Here is a 20,615-nt window from a genome sequence, read left to right on the forward strand (position 1 = left end):
GTGTCACCGCCCAGCGCGTAGGCTTCGTCGGCCGCGCGCACGTGTACCGCGTCCCGGTCCGGATCGGCGTAGACCGCAACACTCGCGATCCCGGCGTCCCGACAGGCACGGGCAACGCGGACCGCGATTTCGCCACGATTGGCGATGAGCACCTTGCGCACGATGGCTCCCTCCTTGAAACAAGCCGAGTTTAGGTACTGGCCACACCCCAAGCCGAGAAGAACTCGGGCGTGAGGTTGACCACACGGAGCGTGAACCCTGCCGAGAAGAGGCAGCCGACTCCCCCGTCGTTCCACGGTACGCCCGGTTTTTCGGGCCGCAGGGCGGTTCGCGTTGTGGCCGGGTTCACCGGTGGTCGGAGCGGCGGTCCGGCGCGTTTCTTTGTGGAATCCCTACGAACGGAGGGCGGAAACTTTGCCGCGGCGTTCCGGTCGTACAAGTGTGTTCGCGCCCTCTTGTCGGGGGGCTTACCCGTTAGTAGCGTTCGCGATGTCGAACCTTCGATGTCGAACCTTCTCGGAGGGACGGCCCCGAACCGGTGCAGCGGAAGAGGTGGGCGGGGTGGCGCGCAGACCCGTGGCCGTGGTGACGGCCGTGATGCTGATCGTGGAGGCGGCCGGGATAGCGCTGCTCAACTGGATCCTGGGCCTGGTGGTCGACCGACAGCAGATGTCCCTGGCCGGCCTCGACACGGACGCGATGTCGATCGGCACATGGGTCGCGGGCGGGCTCTTCGGCCTCTACCTGCTGCTGTGCGCCGTAGTGCTGCTGCGCGCCGGCGTACGGGACCGCGCCCCCGGGCGCGTGGCCCGCATTCTGCTCATCACCTGCGCGGTGGTGCACGCCCTGGTGGGCGCCTTCGTGGTCGGCCTGGTCGGCTGGACGGCCTTCGCGCTGATGATGGTGATGCTCGGCCTGATCGTGCTGAGCCTCCTGTCGTACGACGAGTCGGCGGGCGCGGCCGAGCCCGACGCCGCCGCCCCGGGCACCACGGGGGCCCGGGGCGCCTCGGGCGGGGACGCGCCGCATCCGGATCCGGCGTGACGCATCCGGATCCGGCGTGAGGGGCTGAAGGCCGCTGGCGTTCTGCCTGGCCGGGGGCGCCTGGGCTCCCGGGGTCACTGCCCGGCGTCGGCCCACAGGTCGGTGATGCTCACGCCCAGCTCGGCCAGGAGCCGGCGCAGCAGCGGCAGGGACAGCCCGATGACGTTGCCCGAGTCTCCCTCGATGCCGTCGACGAAGGGCGCCGAGCGCCCGTCGAGCGTGAACGCGCCCGCCACATGCAGGGGTTCGCCGGTGGCGACGTACGCCGCGATCTCGGCGTCGGCCGGCTCGCCGAAGTGGACCGTGGTGGAGGCGGTGTCGGAGGTGCGGCGGCCGGTCGCCGTGTCGATCAGGCAGTGCCCGGTCCGCAGCACGCCGGAGCGGCCGCGCATGGACTTCCAGCGGGCGGTGGCCTCCTCGGCGTCCGCGGGCTTGCCGAGCGCCTGCCCGTCGAGTTCCAGGACCGAGTCGCAGCCGACGACCAGTGCCCCGGCCGCCGCCGGAAGCGCGGCCACGGCGCCCGCCTTGGCTTCGGCCAGTATGCGCGCCAGCTCGGCGGGGGTGTCGGCGCTCAGCGCGTCCTCGTCCACACCGCTGACGATCACCTCGAACGCCAGCCCGGCCTGGCGCAGCAGGGCCTGACGGGCGGGGGAGGCGGAGGCGAGGATGAGGGTGTGCCGCGTGTCAGTCATGCGCCCAGGGTAGGCGGCGGCCCCTGCCCCCCAACCCGCCCCTCCCGCAGCATCGACTTGCGCCCGCAGCAGAGGGGCACGCCGGGCGGCCGAGGGGCACGCGGAGCCGAGGGGCACGCCGGAGCCGAGGGCTCCCGCTCACCACTCGCGGACCGCGTCTGCCGGAGGGAGGCGGGCCGCGCGTTGGGCCGGGAGGCAGGCGCCCAGGACGGTGACGGCGATGGTGAGCAGCAGGACTCCGCTGAGCGCGGTGGCGCCGGGGAGGGGGACTCGGTCCGTCAGGTAGGGGCCGAGGTCGGGGCGGTCGCGTAGGCCGGCGGCGGTGGCGGCCGCGCCTGCCGTGCCGAGGGCGGCGCCGAGCGCGGCGCCGCACGCTCCGACGACGGCCATCTCGGTGATCAGCATCGCCAGTACGGACCGGGTGCGGAAGCCGACGGCCTTGAGGATGCCGATCTCGCGTACCCGCTGCCGGGCCAGCGCGCCGGTGACCACCAGTGCGCCGATGAGGGCGAGCAGGCCGAGCACGACGAGGAGGATCCGGCCGGTGGCGCGGATCAGCTTCAGGACCCCGGGCAGCGCGGTCATCTCCTGCTGCAGGCTGGCCGCGGAGTAGCCCTTGGCCTGGACGGAGCGGAGCACGTTGCCGACGTGGTCGGCGGAGTCGGCTACGACGGTGATCCGGTCGTAGCCGACGGTGCGTACGTACTGGTCCGCCGGAACACCGGCCTTGGCGGCGGCCCAGCGCACCACGGTGGCGTCGTCGGCGTAGGCCGCGTCCGGGCCGTCCAGCTGCCAGCTGGGCTGGAAGAGGCCGACGACGCGGATGTGCGCGGCGGCCCCGCGGCCCTGGCCGGCGCTTTCGGCGTGCGTGGTCTCGACGGTGATCTTCTTGCCGAGCAGCGGGGAGAGGTCGTTCCCCTGGGCGTGTTCGGGCAGCACGATCTCTCCTGGGCGCAGCGGGAAGAGCCCGGCGCGTACGGAGCGGGTGACCGGCGGTTTGAGGGCGGGGCGGGCGGTGGTCGCGTACAGCAGGGCGCCCGGCGCGCCGGGGCCCTTGTAGCCGAAGGAGACCTGGGCGCGCGGCTGTACGGAGGCCACGTGCCGGATGTCCGCGAGCTGGCGGACCGCCGTGCCGGTCAGCGGCTTGGCGCCGTGGCGGCCGGCCAGGCGCTCGACGGTGACGCTGCGGTTGGCGGTGCCTTCCTGGACGCGCTGGTCGGCGGCTTCCTGCGCGCGGCCGGAGACCGCGAAGGCGGTGAGGCAGACGGCGACGGCGATGGCCAGCAGGGCGACCAGGCCGACGAAACGCCGCCACATGGAGCGCACATTGGCGGCGGCGAGGCGGTAGAAGGTCATGGCCGGGCCTTTGGCGTCGGGCTGTCGGCCGGCGACAGATCGCGGGCCTCGGGGATCACGTGGCCGTCGGTCACGCTCAGGACGGTGTCGGCGACGTCCGCGACGGCGGGGCTGTGCGTCACCAGCAGTACGGCCCGCCCCTCGTCGGCGGTCTCGCGGAACAGCCGCAGCATCCGCCGTTCGTTGTCGGCGTCCAGATTGCCGGTGGGTTCGTCGGCCAGCACCGTTCCCGCGCCGTTGACCAGCGCGCGGGCGAGGGCGACGCGCTGCTGCTCCCCGGCGGACAGCTCGCCGGGACGGTGGTCGGCCCGCCCGGCCAGGCCGACCCGGTCCAACAGCTCCCGCGCGGCGCGGCGGGCGTGGTGTGCGTCGCCGGGGCGGGGGAGGGCGACATTGCGCAGCGCGGAGTGCTGCGGCAGCAGATTGGCGGTCTGGAAGACGAAGCCGATGCGGCGGCGGCGCAGATCGGCGCGCTCGTTGTCGCTCAGCTGCCAGGCGTCGCGCTCCTCGATCCGTACGGAGCCGGAGTCGGGAGGCAGCAGCAGGCCGAGGATCTGCAGCAGGGTGGTCTTGCCGGAGCCCGAGTGGCCGACCAGGGCGGTGATCCGGCCGGGGGCCGGGCACAGGTCGGCGCCGCGCAGTACATCGACGCGGTGGTCGCGCAGCGCGAAGGACTTGTGGACGGCGCGCGCTTCGGGCGGCTGGGGGAGGGGGTTCACCGGGGTCACCCGTCCGCCTCCTGTTTTCCGCCCTGCGGTTCGTTCTGTGTCCCGCTCTGCGTTCCGCTCTGCTTCGGCTCCCGCGGTCCGTTCTGCTTCGGCTCCCGCGTTCCGTACTGCTCCTTGAGCTGTTTCTTCAGTTGCCATACGTGCCAGGTCGTCTTGAGGTCGCAGCCGCCCTCCGCGTCGGCCCGGTACAGGTTCGGCAGCCGGGGGCAGCCGCGCCGGGCGTCGATGCCGCGCGCGACGGCCTCGCGTAAGGGCGCGTCGGCCTTCCCTCCCGCGAGCAGATAGGCGCGCACCACCGTGGCGTAGCCGCTGACCGAGTCCAGCCGCTTGGGGTCGGTCGCCCACGGGCGGAGTTGCCGCGCGGTGACCCAGCGGGCGGGGCGAGGCGGCCGGCCGGTGTCGGCGAGGCCGGTGGCGAGGGTGGCGGCGGCGGTGACGCGTTCGGCGTCGTTCAGGGGCCAGGGCGTGGTCCGCGGGGCCTGGGCGGGGGCGCCGGCCCGGTCGCAGGCGAGGGCGGTGCGGGCCCACTTCTCGGCGCTGTGCGCGGTGACCGTATGGGGCACCACCTGGGCCGAGCGGCACAGCGCGGCCGCGGCGGAGGTGGTGCGTCCGCCCGCGCCCGCGAGGGCGGCGGCCGCGGCGGTGGTCAGCCGGGTGGCGGGGTCGCCCGCCGCGCGGGGGTCGGTGGCCACCTTGCCCAGGGCCTTGGCGAGGCGGCCGTCGTGGGTGGGTTCGCCGGAGAGCCCGCGCAGCAGGAGGGCGTAGAAGGAGGCTTCGGGGCTGCCGAGGTAGCCGCCGGGGTCGCGGACCGCGCCGCCGGGCAGGGTGTTCGCCCGGATCCGGTCGCGCGCCTTGTCGAGGGCGGCAGCGGGGGCGCCCGCGGCCTTGGCGACGAAGGTGGCGTAGTAGAGGTCGGGGTAGCTGAAGGTGGCGGCGTTACGGCTGAGGACGGTGCCCCACACCTCGGGGTCGAGCTCGGCCTTCTGGCCGGCCGACTCCCGCAGCCGGGCGTACTGGTAGGCGTCCAGCAGCGCCTGGTACCGCTGCTTCCCGCCCAGGGAGGTGAATTCGGCGGTCTTCGGCGGGGTGACGGCGGCGAGCCGGGCCGGGACGGGGGCGTTGAGCAGGCGCAGGCCACGGGCGACGTCCGCCGACTCGCTCAGGGTGCCCGGGTGCGCCGCTGCCTTGTGCAGCCAGGGCAGGGTGGCCCGCCGGTCGGCCTCGGTGATGCCGCCGTGGGCGCGCAGGATCTCCAGCGCGGTGGCGGTGGCCGCGGCCCGGTAGGCGTTTTTGGCCTGTTGACCGGCCGGTTCGGCGGGTTCGGCGGGTTCGGTGGGCTGGGAGCGGGCGGCGCGCCGGGGCAGCGGGGCGCGGTACCAGCCGTCGGCGGTGCGCATCCGGCGTACGTCGGCGGCGTCGCGGTCGTTCAGCAGCCCGTCGGCGCCCGATGCGGCGAGCGGGACCAGCCAGCCGCGTCCCCACAGCGGGGAGGAGCCCAGCGCGTCCTGGCGGAAGAATTCGGCGGTCTTGTGGTTCAGGTCGAGCCGGGGCGGGGTGCCCAGGAGCGCTCGGGTGCGCTGGGCGTAGGCGTTGTCCTGTGGCCCGGTGGGCTCGTCGCGCAGGAAGGGCGGGTAGTACAGCTGGTTCTGAGCGCTCATCAGGATCGACAGCTCCTCGGTCACCGGCCGGCGCTCGCCGCTGTCGGACGCGGCCGACTGGCAGCCCGTCAGCAGGGCGGCGGCCAGCGCGCCGGCCAGTGCGCCGGCGGCGAGCGCGGCCGCGCGGCGCGGCGGTGAGGACATGCGGAAGCTCATGGCGGCGTCGCAACTCTCGAATGTGGGTACGGGGAAAGGGCTGCCGGGCCGGATGACGGCCGGCCCGGCAGTCGGCCGGCCGTGGGTCAGAAGGCCCCGGCGTACACGCACTTCTCCGACACGAAGATGTCGGGCGTGACCTGGCCGGAGCCGCAGCTACGGGTCGAGACGTAGACCGTCGCCCCGCTGGGGTCCATGGTTCCGCTGTTGTCCGCGATCCAGGCGTTGTTGTTGGTCCAGGTGACCTGGCCCAGGGACTCGCTGACCATGGTCAGCGTCGCCTTGGGCTCCTTGGAGATCTCGATGGACACCCCGACGCCGTGGGCCTCCAGCTCCGTGCGGTTGTTGATCCATATGGCGTTGGCCGGGTTGTTACCCAGCAGCTTGACTGAGGCGGTCCAGTCACAGGTGTCCCAGTAGGTCGCGCAGTGCCAGGCGTTGACCTCCCACAGGTCGCCGCCGGGGATCCGCCACTGGCTGGACGCGCTGGTGGCGCCGGCCGGCGAGGTGACCAGCATGACGGCCGCCGCGGCGACCGCGGCGCTCACTGCCGCTCTGGTGATTCTCAGGGATTTGCGCACGATGCACACTCCTCGGTCGAGGCCCTTTCGGGGCAGAACGGACACGAGGGCCATGTGCATTTTGAGTCCCCCGTGCCGCTTGCAACCGTATTGCTCGGTATACGGCATGCGAAAGTAGCTACAACGCATATGACCTGATGTCAGCTCATAGATCTGGAGGGTGTGATGTGTTCAACTGTGTCCGCCGGTGGCCTTTGTGCTGAACGCGTGGTTGTGACCAGGGATCTTCACAGACCGTGATCGTGTACCGGGCCGAACGAGTTGAGAGGGCTCGGTGACCGTTCGGGAGGGGTTGTGATCAATTGAAGCCCAGTTCGAACAGCCTCGGCCGCCGGTCAGGGACCAGGGCTTGGCCGGCGGTCACGGCCGCAGGCTCAGCAGCACCATCAGCGTCAGGGTCGCCACCGCGAGCACCGTGCCCGCGCGGCGGAGCATGTCCTGGGCCCGCCGCAGCTCCTCGGGCGGCTCATCGGGCGGATCGGACCACAGCATGCACTCGATCCTGCGCCGTCCCATGGCCGTGGCGCCTGAGTACGCGTACTCAGGCGCCACGGGCGGAAGGGACAATTTCTGCGAAAAAGGTGCCGTCGCGAAAGCGGTGACCTGGGAAGGGTCGCCTCAGGTCGGTCGCTACTCGGCGCGACCGGCACTCAGCGCGACCGGCACTCAGCTCGGCCAGTACGTCGTACGCCACGCCCGCGGCCCCGGGTGTGGCACCCGGCGGGCGGGGACGGTACGGGCCGGGTCGGACCACTCGGGTGGCGCGCCCTCGCCCTGCGCGGCGGCCGCGGCGGCCGCCGCGCGCGCTTGCACCACCGCGAGCGCGGCGGCCAGCTCCTCTGGGGTGGGATTGCCCCGTACGATCTTGATCATGGAAACAGCCCTTCCTGAGGAGGGATGGGGGATGTTGCCTACAGCGGGATGTTGCCGTGCTTCTTGGGGGGCAGGCTCTCGCGCTTGTTGCGCAGCGAGCGCAGGCCCTTGACGATGTGGCGGCGGGTGTCGGACGGCATGATCACCGCGTCGACGTAGCCGCGTTCGGCGGCGATGTACGGGTTGAGGAGCGTGTCCTCGTAGTCGGCGATCAGCTCGGCGCGGGTCGCCTCGGGGTCGTCGGCGGCGGCGATGGTCCGCCGGTGCAGGATGTTCACCGCGCCCTGGGCGCCCATGACCGCGATCTGCGCGGTCGGCCAGGCCAGGTTGAGGTCCGCGCCCAGGTGCTTGGAGCCCATGACGTCGTACGCGCCGCCGAAGGCCTTGCGGGTGATGACCGTGATCAGGGGGACGGTCGCCTCCGCGTAGGCGTAGATCAGCTTGGCGCCGCGCCGGATGATGCCGTTGTACTCCTGGTCGGTGCCGGGCAGGAAGCCGGGCACGTCCACGAAGGTCAGGACCGGGACGTTGAAGGCGTCGCAGGTGCGCACGAAGCGGGCGGCCTTCTCCGAGGCGTCGATGTCCAGGCAGCCCGCGAACTGCAGCGGCTGGTTGGCGACGATGCCCACCGGGTGGCCCTCGACCCGCCCGAAGCCGGTGATGATGTTCGGCGCGAAGAGCGGCTGGGTCTCCAGGAACTCGCCGTCGTCCAGGACGTGCTCGATCGCCTTGTGCATGTCGTACGGCTGGTTCGCCGAGTCCGGGATCAGCTCGTCCAGCTCCCGGTCCTCGTCGCTGGCCGCCAGGTCGGCGTCGTCGGGGAAGGCCGGGGGCTCGGAGAGGTTGTTGGACGGGAGGTAGGACAGCAGCGCCTTGACGTACTCGAAGGCGTCCTTCTCGTCGCCGGCCATGTAGTGGGCCACGCCCGAGGTGGTGTTGTGCGTACGGGCGCCGCCCAGGGCCTCGAAACCCACGTCCTCGCCGGTGACCGTCTTGATCACATCCGGTCCGGTGATGAACATATGCGAGGTCTGGTCGACCATCACCGTGAAGTCGGTGATCGCGGGGGAGTAGACGGCCCCGCCCGCGCACGGCCCGACGATCAGGCTGATCTGTGGGATGACGCCCGATGCGTGAACGTTTCGCCGGAAGATCTCGGCGAACAGGCCGAGGGCGACCACGCCCTCCTGGATCCGGGCGCCGCCGCCGTCGTTGATGCCGATGATCGGGCAGCCGGTCTTCAGGGCGAAGTCCATGACCTTGACGATCTTCTCGCCGTAGACCTCGCCGAGCGAGCCGCCGAAGATCGTGAAGTCCTGGGAGTAGACGCAGACCGGACGGCCGTCCACCGTGCCGTAGCCGGTCACCACGCCGTCGCCGTACGGGCGGTTCTTCTCGATGCCGAAGTTGGTCGAGCGGTGCCGCGCGAACTCGTCGAGTTCGGTGAACGAGCCCTCGTCGAGGAGCAGGCCGATCCGCTCGCGCGCGGTCAGCTTGCCCTTGGCGTGCTGCTTCTCCACCGCTCGCGCCGAGCCCGCGTGCGTGGCCTCGTCAATGCGGCGCTGGAGATCCGCGAGCTTGCCCGCGGTGGTGTGACGATCGGGAATCTCGGAGGAGATCTCAGGCTCGGACATCGGGATGCGGCTCCTGCTCGTCCTCGGGGGCTTATGGGATCAGGCCCTGAAACGGGGGTTGGCGGGCGGGAAAGGGGGCTTGCGCCGGCTGGGCTACCGGCTCGTAGCGTATCGGCGGGACTGCATGTGGGCACTGCGTCGTTGGCCACACCTCCTGACCCTAGGCTGGCCCTTATGACGCCTTCTGACACCCCGGGGAGCCCGGGAACCCCGGGCGGCCCCGGCGGCCGCTGGTCCGATCTGGAACGTCCCCCGCTGGTCGGCACCGCGCTGCGGCGCGCGCTGGTGCGTCCCGGCAGGCTGTGGACCGAGCTCGACGTGGTGCAGGCGACCGGCTCGACCAACACCGACCTGGTGACCCGGGCGGCCGCCGGGGCCCCGGAGGGCGCGGTGCTCATCGCCGAGGAGCAGACCGCAGGGCGCGGCCGGCTGGACCGCACCTGGACCGCCCCGCCCCGCTCCGGGCTGTTCTTCTCGGTGCTGCTGCGGCCGGGCGCCGCCGGGGTGCCCACCGAGCGGTGGGGGTGGCTGCCGCTGCTCGCCGGGGTCGCCGCCGCCGGGGCGCTCTCCCGGACGGCGGGCGTGGACACCGCGCTGAAGTGGCCCAACGACCTGCTGGTGACGGTCGGCGGGGAGGAGCGGAAGTTCGGCGGGATCCTGGCCGAGCGGACCGGCGACGCGGTGGTCATCGGCGTCGGCCTGAACATCTCGCTGCACGCCGACGAGCTGCCCGTGCCCACGGCCGGGTCGCTGGCGCTCGCCGGCGCCGTCTCCACCGACCGGGACCCGCTGCTGCGCGCGGTGCTGCGGTCGATCGAGGAGTGGTACGGGGAGTGGCGCCGGTTCGAGGGCGACCCCGGGCCGTGCGGGCTGCAGGAGACGTACGCGGCCGGGTGCGCCACCCTGGGCCGTAGGGTGCGCGCCGAACTGCCCGGCGGCGGGGAGCGCGTCGGCGAGGCCGTCGCGATCGACGGCGACGGGCGGTTGGTGCTCGCCACGGAGGGCGGCGTACAGGAGCCGGTCTCCGCCGGGGACATCGTGCATCTGCGCCCCGCGTCATAGCCCCTCGGGTGGCCGGAAAGCAGAGATCGCGAGAAATTTTTGCGCCCCTGAGCAAAGAGTTTTCCCAGCTTCGCAGGGGAGAGTGAGCTAGGGCACACCTGACGTATCGTTGTGGCGGTCCGCCCAGTTCGGGGCGGCCGTGGGCCGGAACCGAACCGGAAGAGGGAACGGAAGGGCAGTGCGCAGGGATCGGACAGGGGGCCGCCGGTGACCGCCGACGACATGGATTCCGGCGCGGCTCCGGAGGCCGGGGCCCGGAACGCGGTCGGCGACGAGGCGACGGTCGGTGAGGCGATGGCCGGCCGGGAGACTGCGGCCGGCGGGGAGACTGCGGCCGGCGAGCGGGCGGCTTCCGGCGAGCGGGCGGTCGTCGATGAGGACACCGCGGCCGACGAGGACACCGCGGCCGGTGCCGACGAGATCGAGCTCGACCCCCTCTCGCTACGGCTCGAGCAGCTGATCCTCGGGGCTGAGCGGCAGTACACGCCGTTCCAGGCGGCCCGCAGCGCAGGGGTGTCCGTGGAGCTGGCCACCCGCTTCTGGCGGGCCATGGGCTTCGCCGACATCGGCCAGGCCAAGGCGCTCACCGAGGCGGACGTGCTGGCGCTGCGGCGGCTGGCCGGTCTGGTGGAGGCCGGGCTGCTGAGCGAGCCGATGGCCATCCAGGTGGCGCGGTCGACGGGACAGACCACGGCCCGGCTGGCCGACTGGCAGATCGACTCCTTCCTGGAAGGGCTCACCGAGCCGCACGAGACCGGGATGACGCGCACCGAGATCGCCTATCCGCTGGTGGAGCTGTTGCTGCCGGAGCTGGAGGAGTTCCTGGTCTACGTCTACCGGCGGCAGCTGGCGGCCGCGACCGGCCGCGTGGTGCAGGCGGCGGACGACGCGGAGATGGTCGACCGGCGGCTGGCGGTGGGCTTCGCCGACCTGGTGAGCTTCACCCGGCTGACCCGGCGGCTGGAGGAGGAAGAGCTCGGCGAGCTGGTCGAGGCGTTCGAGACCACGGCCGCCGACCTGGTGGCCGCGCACGGCGGGCGGCTGATCAAGACGCTGGGCGACGAGGTGCTGTACGCGGCGGACGACGCGAGCATCGCCGCCGAGATCGGGCTGCGGCTGATCGAGACGCTGACCCACGACGAGACGATGCCCGAACTGCGGGTCGGGATGGCCTTCGGGACCGTCACGACCAGGATGGGCGATGTCTTCGGGACGACGGTGAACCTGGCCAGCCGGCTGACCTCCATAGCCCCCAAGAACGCGGTCCTGGTGGACGGCGCGTTCGCGGAGGAGCTGGGGCGGCTGCGGGCGGCCCCGGTGTCGGAGGCCCAGGCCGCCGAGGAGGCGGCCGCCGCGGAGAAGGAGGGCGAGGAGCCGCCCTCGTACCGCTTCGCGCTCCAGCCCACCTGGCAGCGGCCGGTGCGTGGGCTGGGCGTCGTGGAGCCCTGGCTGCTGACCCGGCGGGGGTGAGCCGCGGTGCTGATCCTGCGGGTCTGACCTGGCGGTGCCGATCCGGCTTCCGGGACGGCCGGACGCCGCTCGTGGTTCCGAGTACTAAGGAACTGCGTACTCCTGTGCGCAGTTCCTGTGCCTGTTCGCCGAAGGCCGGGGTGCATCCCCTCCGTCTCGCGCTAGCCTACCTGCGCGCGATGGGAGTGGATCTTGGCGATCCCCGGCGGGCCCTGAGCCCGATGCCCTCGCGCTGTCGGCCTGTACCGAAGACAGAAGCCAGGAGCACTGTGAGCCAGCCTTACGAATCGGTCGCCCAGCCGACTGCCGTTCCCCCGCCGGGCTGCCCGGCGCATGCCGGCGGCACCGGAGCCGAGCCGCTCTACACACCCGAGTTCTTCCGGGACCCGTACGCCGTCTACAAGCGGCTGCGCGAGACCCACGGCCCGCTCGCGCCCGTGGAGCTGGACCCGGGCGTCACGGCCGTGCTGTGCGTCGGGTACGAGACGGCTCTGGAGATCATGCGGCGGCCCGAGATGTTCTCCAAGGATCCGCGGAACTGGCGGGCGATGAACGAGGGCCGGGTTCCCGAGGCCACCCACTCCGCGCAACTGCTCAGGCCCCGGGCCCAGGCCGGCTGGGTGGACGGGGAGGCGCACCGGCGGCTGCGCAGCGCCATCGACGACAGCATGAGCCGGATCGACCTGGGGGCGCTGCGCGGCTATGTGGAGCGCATAGCCGACTCGCTGATCGACCAGTTCGCCGTGGTGGGCGAGGCCGATCTGATCCCCGAGTACTGCCAGCTGGTCACGATGCTGGCCGTCGGCGAGCTGTTCGGTTGCCCGAAGGACATCGCGGACCGGCTGTTCGCGGGCATGGCGCGGCTGCTGGACGGTCGCGACCCGATGGCCGCGGCCCAGGACATCGACGCGACGCTGAAGGACCTGATCGAGCTCAAGCGGGGAGAGCCGGGGCCGGACGTCACCTCCTGGCTGATCGCCCATCCGGCGCGGCTGGACGTCGAGGAGCTGGTCGAGCAGCTGCTGCTGCTGATGGGCATGTTCGTCGAGCCGGTGGCCAGTCTTGTCAGCAACGCCCTGCGGGTGCTGCTGACCGACGAGCGCTTCGCGGGGGACCTGGCGGGCGGGGGCATGCTCGTCGAGGACGCTCTGGACGAGGTGTTGTGGACCGCACCGCCGCTGGCCAATCTGGCCGTGCACTGGCCGCTGCGGGACGTCACGATCAGCGGGACCCGGCTGCGCGCGGGCGAGCCCGTGGTGATCAGCTTCGCCGGGGGCAACCAGGACGCGCTCGACTCCTCCCAGCACAAGCAGGGAAACCGGGCCCACCTGGCCTTCAGCGCCGGGCAGCACACCTGCTCCGGCCGCAGCCAGGCGCGGCTGGTCGCGACCGCGGCCATTGAGAAGCTGCTGGACCGGCTCCCGGACATCGAGCTGGCCGTCGCCGCGGAGAAGCTGGAGTGGCGCCCGGGGCTGTACCAACGCGGGCTGACCGCGCTCCCGGTGCGGTTCGCGCCCGTAGGCGAGCCGCCGAAGAGCGAGCCGGCTGCCCCGGCCCAGCAGATCCCGGCGGCCCCCGCGGCCGCGTCGGCACCTGTTCCGCAGGTTCCGGCGGACCCGCAGGTCCCGCCCGCCCCGACGGGTCTGCCGGCCGTGCCGGGCGCGGAGGGGGCTGCCGCGGCGGAGCCCGGTGGCGCTCCGGGGGACGCGGAAGCGGAGGCGGCCAAGCCCAAGCCCACCGGCGTACTGGCCTTCCTGGCCAGATGGCGGCGCTCCCGCAAGTGACCGGCGCCGCCTGGCCTCCGGCCGGCCCGTACGGCGTCCGTTCGTCGGTCCGGTCGATGTCTCGTCGCCCCCGGTGCCCACTGGCCGGGGGCGGCGCGGGCTGCGATGATCCGTCCCGACGTGTTCACGGTCGTTAACCGGGAGGGTCGTGTGGATGAGCAGCGCTACGGCGAGTGGGTCGCGGTCCGGCGGGAAGGCTTCGTGGCCGAACTGGTGCTGGACCGGCCGAAGGCCATGAACGCCGTCTCCACGGGGATGGCGCGGAGCATCGCCCAGGCGTGCGCCGCGCTGGCCGAGGACGGGTCCGTACGGGCCGTGGTGCTGTCCTCCACGCACGAGCGGGCGTTCTGCGTCGGCGCGGACCTCAAGGAGCGGAACTCCCTGAGCGACGCCGAGCTGGGGCGGCAGCGCCCGCTGGCCCGCGCCGCCTACACCGGGGTGCTGGAGCTGCCGATGCCGACGGTGGCCGCCGTGCACGGCTATGCGCTGGGCGGCGGCTTCGAGCTGGCCCTGTCCTGCGATCTGATCGTCGCGGACGGCACGGCGGTGGTCGGGCTGCCCGAGGTCTCGGTCGGGGTGATCCCGGGCGGGGGCGGCACCCAGCTGCTGCCCCGCCGGGTGGGGGCCGCCCGCGCCGCCGAGCTGATCTTCACGGCGCGGCGGGTGGCCGCCGCCGAGGCCCGCGAGCTGGGCCTGGTCGACCGGCTGGTGGCGGATGGGGAGGACCGTACCGAGGCGCTGGAGCTGGCCGGGCGGATCGCCGCGAACTCACCGGTCGGGCTGCGGGCGGCCAAGCGGGCGCTGCGGGTCGGTTACGGACTGGATCTGCGGGCAGGGCTCGAGATCGAGGACGCGGCGTGGCGGTCGGTGGCCTTCTCCGGGGACCGGGCGGAGGGCGTCGCGGCCTTCAACGAAAAGCGCACACCGAACTGGCCCGGCGAATAACCCGGGACGGGACAAGGCGGAATTCGCCGAACATTCCTACGCTGGACTGTGCGGTGTGCGCGGCAGGGGAATGCGAGGCGTGGTGACGGGCGAGGGTGATGCGCGGCTGATGGCCGTGGTGGGACTGGCGCAGTCGATGGCGGCCGCGCACATCCCGCGGGAGGCGGTGCGGTCCGCGGCGGAGGCCGCGCGCCGCGCGCTGGGCGGGAGCTTTGCGGCGGTCTCGGTGTGGGAGCGGGAGCTGGGGCGGCTGCGGGTGCTGGTCAACAGCGGGGAACTGGCCGCGGGGGAGGAGGAGTTCCCCGAGCACGAGTTCTATCCGGTGCATGAGTTCCCCGAGATCACCGAGTTTCTGCATGAGGAGTGGGCGCGGGGCGGGGAGCCGCACGCCTGGGTGGAGGTGGCTGCCGGGCCGGACGGGGACGGCTGGGGTCCGGGCCCGGGCAGGGATACGAGTACGGGTACGGATACGGCCGGCGGCCTTCGGGGGGCGCTGCGCGGCGTCAGCCCCGGCCGGGTGGCGGCGCTGCGGCGGCGCGGGCGGGGCAGCTGTGTGGTCGCGCCGATCGTGCTGCACGGGCGGGCGTGGGGTGAGCTGTATGTGGCGCGGCGGGCCGGGGAGCCGGTGTTCGGCCGGGCCGACGCGGACTTCGCGACGGTCCTGGCCGCGGTGACCGCCGCCGGGATCGCGCAGACCGAGCGGCTGGAGGAGGCCCGCAGGCTGGCCTTCACCGACCCGCTGACCGGGCTCGGCAATCGCCGTGCGGTGGACATACGGCTGGACGAGGCGCTGGAGGAGCACCGCCGGGACGGGGCGGTGGTGAGCCTGGTGATGTGCGACCTCAACGGGCTCAAGCAGGTCAACGACACACTGGGCCATGCGGTGGGCGACCGGCTGCTGGAACGGTTCGGCTCGGTGCTCTCGCTGTGCGGCGCCATGCTCCCGGGGGCCCTGGCGGCCCGGCTGGGTGGCGATGAGTTCTGTCTGGTGGAGGTCGGTCCCTCGGCGGACGAGGTGGTGCGGGTGGCCGATGAGCTGTGCCGCAGGGCCGCCGAGCTGGAGCTGGGCGAGGGGGTCGCCTGCGGGGTCGCCTCGACCGGCGATCCGATCGGCCCCGTACACACCGCCCGGCGGCTGTTCCGGCTGGCGGACGCCGCCCAGTACCGGGCGAAGGCCGCCCGCTCGGCGAAGCCGGTGGTCGCGGGGCGGGAGGGCGGCCCGGAGGACCCGGTGGTGCGGCTGGCCGACAGCGCCGCCTCGGACCGCTTGGCCCAAGGCCCCGAGCGCCGTCGCTTCAGGGGCCGCCTCTGAGACGTGATCCGTGGCCAGGGCCCGGGACCGGTTCAGGGGGTCGGCGCCCGGGGCCGGCCCAGGGGGCGGGTGACAGACAGGGATTCACTATCTATGGTGCCTGAATATGGATATGCATTCTGTGGTGCTGGGCACCTCCGGGACGACTGCCGCCGATGTGATCGCCGTCGCGCGCGACGGCGCGTGGATCGAGCTGTCCGAGGAGGCCCTGGCCGCCGTCGCCGCCTCGCGCCAGGTCATCGACGACCTCGCCGCCAAGCCCGAACCCGTCTACGGCGTCTCCACCGGCTTCGGCGCCCTCGCCGTCCGCCACATCAGCCCTGAGCTGCGCGTTCAGCTCCAGCGCAACATCGTGCGCTCGCACGCCGCCGGTATGGGGCCGCGGGTCGAGCGCGAGGTGGTGCGCGCGCTGATGTTCCTGCGGCTGAAGACGCTCGCCTCGGGCCGCACCGGCGTGCGCCCGCTCGTCGTACGGACCATGGCCGCAGTCCTCAACGCGGGGATCACGCCCGTGGTGCACGAGTACGGCTCGCTGGGCTGCTCCGGCGACCTCGCGCCGCTGTCGCACTGCGCGCTGACGCTGATGGGCGAGGGCGAGGCCGAGGGCCCTGACGGGGTGCTGCGCCCGGCTGGTGAGCTGCTGGCCGAGCACGGCATAGAGCCGGTCGAGCTGCGCGAGAAGGAAGGGCTCGCGCTGCTCAACGGCACCGATGGAATGCTGGGCATGCTGATCATGGCCTGCGAGGACCTGGGCCGGCTGTTCACCGTCGCCGATGTGACGGCCGCGCTGTCGCTGGAGGCGCTGCTGGGCACCGACCGGGTGCTGGCGCCCGAGCTGCACGCCATCCGGCCGCACCCCGGGCAGGCGGCGAGCGCGGACAACATGCTGCGGGTGCTGGCCGGATCGGGCCTCACCGGACACCACCAGGACGACGCACCGCGCGTCCAGGACGCGTACTCGGTCCGCTGCGCGCCCCAGGTCGCGGGCGCGGGCCGGGACACCCTCGCGCACGCCCGGCTGGTCGCCGACCGCGAGCTGGCCTCCGCGGTGGACAACCCGGTGGTGCTGCCGGACGGCCGGGTGGAGTCCAACGGCAACTTCCACGGGGCGCCCGTCGCCTACGTGCTGGACTTCCTCGCCGTCGCCGTGGCCGACCTCGCCTCGATCGCCGAGCGCCGCACCGACCGGCTGCTGGACAAGAACCGCTCCCACGGCCTGCCGCCGTTCCTGGCCGGGGACGCGGGCGTGGACTCCGGGCTGATGATCGCGCAGTACACCCAGGCGGCGCTGGTGAGTGAGCTCAAGCGGCTGGCGGTGCCCGCCTCCGTCGATTCCATCCCGTCCTCGGCGATGCAGGAGGACCATGTCTCGATGGGCTGGTCGGCGGCGCGCAAGCTGCGGACGGCGGTGGACAACCTGACCCGGGTGCTCGCGGTCGAGCTGGTCGCGGCCACCCGTGGGATCGAGCTGCGGGAGGGCCTCGCGCCGGCCCCCGCGAGCCGGGCGGTGCTGGCGGCGGTGCGCCGGGCGGGCGTCGAGGGCCCGGGGGAGGACCGCTATCTGGCGCCGGACCTGGCGGCCGCGGACGCGTTCGTACGGTCGGGACAGCTGGCGGAGACGGTGGAGCAGGTGACCGGCCCGCTGGCCTGAGCAGGGCCCAGCAGGCGTAAGCGCTAGCGCTGGTGCGCCCCTAGTACGCCTCTGGCCGTGTACGGCGGACGGAGGCGGTCACCATGGCGACCCCCAGCCCCAGGAAGGCGGTGCCGCCGACCAGGTAGGGGGTGACGTCCACGCTGCCGGTGTCGGCCAGGTTCTCGCCGGAGGCGGCGGGCTGGGTGCTCGTCTGCTCGGCGGGGGCCTGGCTGTCCCGCTCGACGGTGGCGTTCGCGGACGGGACGAACCACAGGGCGCACAGCAGCGAGCCCGCGGCGGCGGCGGTCAGCAGCGGTCGGCGTGCGGACAACGGCATCCTCCTTGAGGCTGTGGTGAATTGGCCCCGTGCGTCCGATCGTAGTGACAACTGCGGGTCGCGCGGAAGCGAGACGGCCCGGAGGCATACCCTCCGTCGTATGGGCAGTCCTGAGACGTCATGCTTTGTGCGACTTTGCTTGATTTTTGCCTCGGGGGTCTTGGGGGATCCGCTATCCCGACGCGCCGAGGTGGAACGGAGCGCTGCGCTTCGGCGTCCTGGAGGATAAGAGGGGACGGGACGACTGCGCCGCACGGGTGCCGGGTACCCCGGTCGGGCCACGGGCTTGACCGGCGTCTTTGCTAAGTGGCCTTCCGCACAGTTTTACTGTGCGTGGAACCGGCCAAAAGGTACAGGCGTTCTTGTCAGATAGGTCCGGGGTTTCTGGGGTCCAGATCAATGGAGAAGCGTGTGATGACGGACGGCAAGCGTCGTAGGGGGCTGGTGGCCGCGGCCGCCGTGCTCGGCGGAGTACTGACCCTCGCGGCGTGTGGTGGGGGCGACGACGGCGGCAGCGACGGCAACAAGAACAACGCCGGCGGCGACAAGTCGCAGTCGCAGGTGGACGAGGCGGCGGCCAAGGACGCGTCGGAAGCCCACATCAAGATCACGCCCAAGGCTGGAGCGACCAACGCGGGCATCAACAGCGACGCCAAGGTCACCGTCGCCGGCGGCACGCTCAAGGACGTGACCATGACCTCGGCCGCGACCGGTACCAAGGTCCCCGGCTCCATATCGTCCGACGGGAAGTCCTGGAAGCCGAGCGGACAGCTGGAGCGGTCCACCCAGTACAAGATCACCGCGATCGCCGAGGACTCCAAGGGCCGCAAGGCGACTGAGAACTCCTCCTTCACCACCGTCTCGCCGGCGAACAGCTTCATCGGCAACTTCACGCCGGAGAGCGGTTCGACGGTCGGCGTCGGGATGCCCGTGTCGATCAACTTCGACAAGGTGATCAGCGACAAGAAGGCCGTCCAGTCGGGCATCAAGGTCACCTCCAGCAGCGGTCAGCAGGTCGTCGGCCACTGGTTCGGCAGCCAGCGCCTGGACTTCCGGCCGCAGGAGTACTGGAAGGCCAACTCGACGGTCACCCTGAAGCTGGACCTCGACGGCGTCGAGGGCGCGCCCGGGGTGAAGGGCGTCCAGGAGAAGACCGTCACCTTCAAGATCGGCCGCTCCCAGGTCTCCACGGTCGACGCCGAGGCCAAGACCATGAAGGTCGTGCGCGACGGCAAGCTGTTCAAGACCATCAAGATCTCGGCCGGCAGCCCGGAGAACACGACGTACAACGGTCAGATGGTGATCTCCGAGAAGTTCAAGGAGACCCGGATGAACGGGGCGACGGTCGGCTTCACGGACAACGACGGCAAGGGCGAGTACGACATCAAGGACGTGCCGCACGCCATGCGCCTGACCACCTCGGGCACTTTCATCCACGGCAACTACTGGGGCGCCAAGTCCATCTTCGGCGCGGTCAACACCAGCCACGGCTGTGTGGGCCTGTCGGACACCAAGGGCGCGAACGACCCGAACACCGACGGGACCTGGTTCTACAACGAGTCGCAGATCGGTGACGTCGTCATCGTGAAGAACTCGAAGGACAAGACCGTCGCGCCGGACAACGGCCTGAACGGTTGGAACATGAGCTGGAGCGAGTGGGTCGCGGGCAGCGCCACCGGCGCCTGACGCACCCTTAGCACTCCCGCCCGGGCGGCGGTCGGCCTTCTCAGGCCGGCCGCCGCCCGTCGGCTTTCTTAAGCGTGCTCTCATCCCGTCCTTATCCGCTCATCACATGACGCCCCTACCGTCGCGCGCATGTTCTTCACCTACCTCCGGCGCGAGCTGCGCCGCCGTAGAAAGGCGGCGCTCGTCGTCGCCTCGGGTCTGGCACTGGGCATCGCGCTCGTCATCGTCGTCACCTCGGTGTCCTCCGGCATGGAGCGCGCGCAGGACAAGGTGTTGGAGTCGCTGTACGGGCTGGGCACCGATATGACCGTCACCAAGGCCCGCCAGGCGTCCTCGGGCAGCGACCAGAACTCGCGCCCGCGCTTCGAGTTCGACGCCCGCGACAGCGACGACGACAAAGAGCAGAGCAGCGACCGGGTGATGGTGCAGGGCTTCCAGACCCTGTCCGCCGCGACCGTGACCAAGATCGGAAAGCAGAGTGGGGTCGCCGATGCGGTCGGCGGGCTGAATCTGCAGGTCCTGAAGGTCAGCGGGCAGTTCAAGCGGGGTGAGTTCAAGCAGAACCAGAACTCCGGCGGCAGCAACCGGCAGGGCGGCCCCGGCGGCGCGGGCGGCGGGCCGCAGGGGCAGGTCGAGGGCGGCGGCGCCCAGTTCGACGTCAACTCCTTCTCCGTCTACGGGGTCGACGTCGCCCATCTCGGCCTCGGCCCGCTGACCTCCTCCAAGATCAGCAAGGGCAAGACCTTCACCAGCGCGCAGAGCGACGCCAAGGTCGCGGTCGTCGACGGCTCGTACGCCAAGGAGAAGAAGCTGGCGGTGGGCGACGACATCACCATCTCCGGCACCAAGTTCGAGGTCATCGGGGTCGCGACCGCCGACAGCGGCTCGGCCGCCGCCAATGTCTACATTCCGCTCAAGCGGGCGCAGACCCTCTCCGACTCCAAGGACAAGGTCACCACCGTCTACGTCAAGGCGGCGGACTCGCAGCGGATCGACAGCGTCAAGTCGGCCATCCAGAAGAACGTCTCGGGCACCACGGTCACCACCTCCGCCGACCTCGCCAAGACCGTCTCCGGCTCCCTGTCCACCGCCTCCGACCTCGCCTCCAACGTCGGCAAGTGGCTGTCCATCGCCGTCCTGGCCGCCGCCTTCCTCGTCGCCGGGCTGCTCACCTCCTCGGCGGTCAGCCGCCGGGTGCGGGAGTTCGGCACACTCAAGGCGCTGGGCTGGAAGAGCGGCCGGGTCACCCGCCAGGTCGTGGGCGAGGCCCTGGTCAACGGCCTGCTCGGCGGCGCGCTCGGGATCGGGCTCGGCCTCGCCGGCGCGTACGCGGTGACCGCGATCAGCCCCAGCCTCACCGCCGAACTGGGCTCCTCGGGCGGCGGCATGGGCCTGGGCGGCGGTCCGGGCGGCGGCGGACCCGGGGGCGGCATGGGCGGAGGCATGGGCGGTGGCATGGGCGGCGGGCTGCGCCAGGCCGCGGCCAAGACCCTGGATGTGGCGCTCACCGCCCCGGTCTCCACGGCCACCATCGCGCTGGCGGTCGGCCTCGCCGTCGCCGGCGGGCTCGTGGCTGGCGGCTTCGGTGGCTGGCGCGCCTCGCGGCTGCGCCCGGCGGACGCCCTGCGCCGCGTCGAGTAGCCCGGCATCCGCCCAACCCCCCA

Annotated in this window: 19 protein-coding genes; 9 read left to right on the plus strand and 10 right to left on the minus strand. The window is 72.3% G+C overall.

The annotated features are described in order from the left end of the window. Positions 1-161, minus strand: a 161-nt coding sequence (locus ACH4U7_RS45085; RefSeq protein WP_385349699.1) for a biotin carboxylase N-terminal domain-containing protein, incomplete at its 3' end; no start/stop codon positions are given. Between the two features lie 391 nt (positions 162-552). Here ACH4U7_RS45085 and ACH4U7_RS45090 point away from each other — a divergent pair. Next, the gene (locus ACH4U7_RS45090; protein WP_398533583.1) at positions 553-1,044 is read left to right on the plus strand and encodes a hypothetical protein; all 492 of its coding nucleotides are present in this window, start codon (positions 553-555) and stop codon (positions 1,042-1,044) included. 74 nt (positions 1,045-1,118) lie between these two features. Here the strand turns inward: ACH4U7_RS45090 and ACH4U7_RS45095 are convergent, their stop codons facing one another. From ACH4U7_RS45095 to ACH4U7_RS45130, 8 genes are all read right to left on the minus strand, one after another. Then, positions 1,119-1,736, minus strand: a complete 618-nt coding sequence (locus ACH4U7_RS45095) for a nucleoside triphosphate pyrophosphatase (RefSeq protein WP_398533584.1) — start codon at positions 1,734-1,736, stop codon at positions 1,119-1,121. A gap of 138 nt (positions 1,737-1,874) precedes the next feature. Then, the gene (locus ACH4U7_RS45100; protein ID WP_398533585.1) at positions 1,875-3,092 is read right to left on the minus strand and encodes an FtsX-like permease family protein; all 1,218 of its coding nucleotides are present in this window, start codon (positions 3,090-3,092) and stop codon (positions 1,875-1,877) included. Then, positions 3,089-3,820: an ABC transporter ATP-binding protein gene (locus ACH4U7_RS45105; protein WP_398533586.1), complete on the minus strand. Its 732-nt coding sequence runs from the start codon at positions 3,818-3,820 to the stop codon at positions 3,089-3,091. The genes ACH4U7_RS45100 and ACH4U7_RS45105 overlap by 4 nt, the downstream gene beginning before the upstream one ends. Beyond that, positions 3,817-5,622, minus strand: a complete 1,806-nt coding sequence (locus ACH4U7_RS45110) for a hypothetical protein (protein WP_398533587.1) — start codon at positions 5,620-5,622, stop codon at positions 3,817-3,819. Before ACH4U7_RS45110 ends, ACH4U7_RS45105 begins: the two co-directional genes overlap by 4 nt. A 98-nt stretch (positions 5,623-5,720) precedes the next feature. Then, positions 5,721-6,215 carry a hypothetical protein gene (locus tag ACH4U7_RS45115; protein WP_398533588.1) on the minus strand — a complete coding sequence of 165 codons (495 nt, stop codon included), beginning with the start codon at positions 6,213-6,215 and terminating at the stop codon, positions 5,721-5,723. Positions 6,216-6,575: 360 nt separating this feature from the next. After that, positions 6,576-6,707 (minus strand): morphogenic membrane protein MmpB, encoded by a 132-nt coding sequence (gene mmpB / locus ACH4U7_RS45120; RefSeq protein ID WP_014177193.1) that lies wholly within the window; start codon positions 6,705-6,707, stop codon positions 6,576-6,578. Positions 6,708-6,881: 174 nt separating this feature from the next. Further along, positions 6,882-7,088 (minus strand): acyl-CoA carboxylase epsilon subunit, encoded by a 207-nt coding sequence (locus ACH4U7_RS45125; RefSeq protein ID WP_319695883.1) that lies wholly within the window; start codon positions 7,086-7,088, stop codon positions 6,882-6,884. 38 nt (positions 7,089-7,126) lie between these two features. Beyond that, positions 7,127-8,722 carry an acyl-CoA carboxylase subunit beta gene (locus ACH4U7_RS45130; RefSeq protein ID WP_398533589.1) on the minus strand — a complete coding sequence of 532 codons (1,596 nt, stop codon included), beginning with the start codon at positions 8,720-8,722 and terminating at the stop codon, positions 7,127-7,129. A gap of 174 nt (positions 8,723-8,896) precedes the next feature. On the opposite strand from ACH4U7_RS45130, the gene ACH4U7_RS45135 reads away from it, so the two are divergent. From ACH4U7_RS45135 to hutH, 6 genes are all read left to right on the plus strand, one after another. Continuing rightward, a complete protein-coding gene (locus ACH4U7_RS45135) occupies positions 8,897-9,784 on the plus strand; it encodes a biotin--[acetyl-CoA-carboxylase] ligase (protein ID WP_398533590.1) in 888 nt (295 codons plus the stop codon). Between the two features lie 207 nt (positions 9,785-9,991). Next, positions 9,992-11,254: an adenylate/guanylate cyclase domain-containing protein gene (locus tag ACH4U7_RS45140; protein WP_398533591.1), complete on the plus strand. Its 1,263-nt coding sequence runs from the start codon at positions 9,992-9,994 to the stop codon at positions 11,252-11,254. Positions 11,255-11,523: 269 nt separating this feature from the next. Next, positions 11,524-13,038, plus strand: a complete 1,515-nt coding sequence (locus ACH4U7_RS45145; RefSeq protein ID WP_398533592.1) for a cytochrome P450 — start codon at positions 11,524-11,526, stop codon at positions 13,036-13,038. Between the two features lie 105 nt (positions 13,039-13,143). Continuing rightward, positions 13,144-13,983 (plus strand): enoyl-CoA hydratase/isomerase family protein, encoded by an 840-nt coding sequence (locus ACH4U7_RS45150; protein WP_398533593.1) that lies wholly within the window; start codon positions 13,144-13,146, stop codon positions 13,981-13,983. Positions 13,984-14,053: 70 nt separating this feature from the next. Beyond that, positions 14,054-15,295, plus strand: a complete 1,242-nt coding sequence (locus ACH4U7_RS45155; RefSeq protein WP_398533718.1) for a diguanylate cyclase domain-containing protein — start codon at positions 14,054-14,056, stop codon at positions 15,293-15,295. Positions 15,296-15,401: 106 nt separating this feature from the next. After that, positions 15,402-16,946, plus strand: coding sequence for a histidine ammonia-lyase (gene hutH / locus ACH4U7_RS45160; protein ID WP_398533594.1), 1,545 nt, complete (start codon positions 15,402-15,404; stop codon positions 16,944-16,946). Between the two features lie 40 nt (positions 16,947-16,986). Here hutH and ACH4U7_RS45165 read toward each other — a convergent pair whose 3' ends face one another. Continuing rightward, positions 16,987-17,265 (minus strand): hypothetical protein, encoded by a 279-nt coding sequence (locus ACH4U7_RS45165; RefSeq protein WP_398533595.1) that lies wholly within the window; start codon positions 17,263-17,265, stop codon positions 16,987-16,989. A 399-nt stretch (positions 17,266-17,664) separates the two neighbouring features. On the opposite strand from ACH4U7_RS45165, the gene ACH4U7_RS45170 reads away from it, so the two are divergent. Continuing rightward, on the plus strand, positions 17,665-18,951 hold the full coding sequence (locus ACH4U7_RS45170) for an Ig-like domain-containing protein (RefSeq protein ID WP_398533596.1): 1,287 nt from the start codon (positions 17,665-17,667) through the stop codon (positions 18,949-18,951). Between the two features lie 129 nt (positions 18,952-19,080). Next, on the plus strand, positions 19,081-20,592 hold the full coding sequence (locus tag ACH4U7_RS45175; protein WP_398533597.1) for an ABC transporter permease: 1,512 nt from the start codon (positions 19,081-19,083) through the stop codon (positions 20,590-20,592). Positions 20,593-20,615 lie beyond the last annotated feature (23 nt).

The organism is Streptomyces sp. NPDC020845, from assembly GCF_044334165.1.
In the GTDB taxonomy this organism is placed as follows: domain Bacteria; phylum Actinomycetota; class Actinomycetes; order Streptomycetales; family Streptomycetaceae; genus Streptomyces.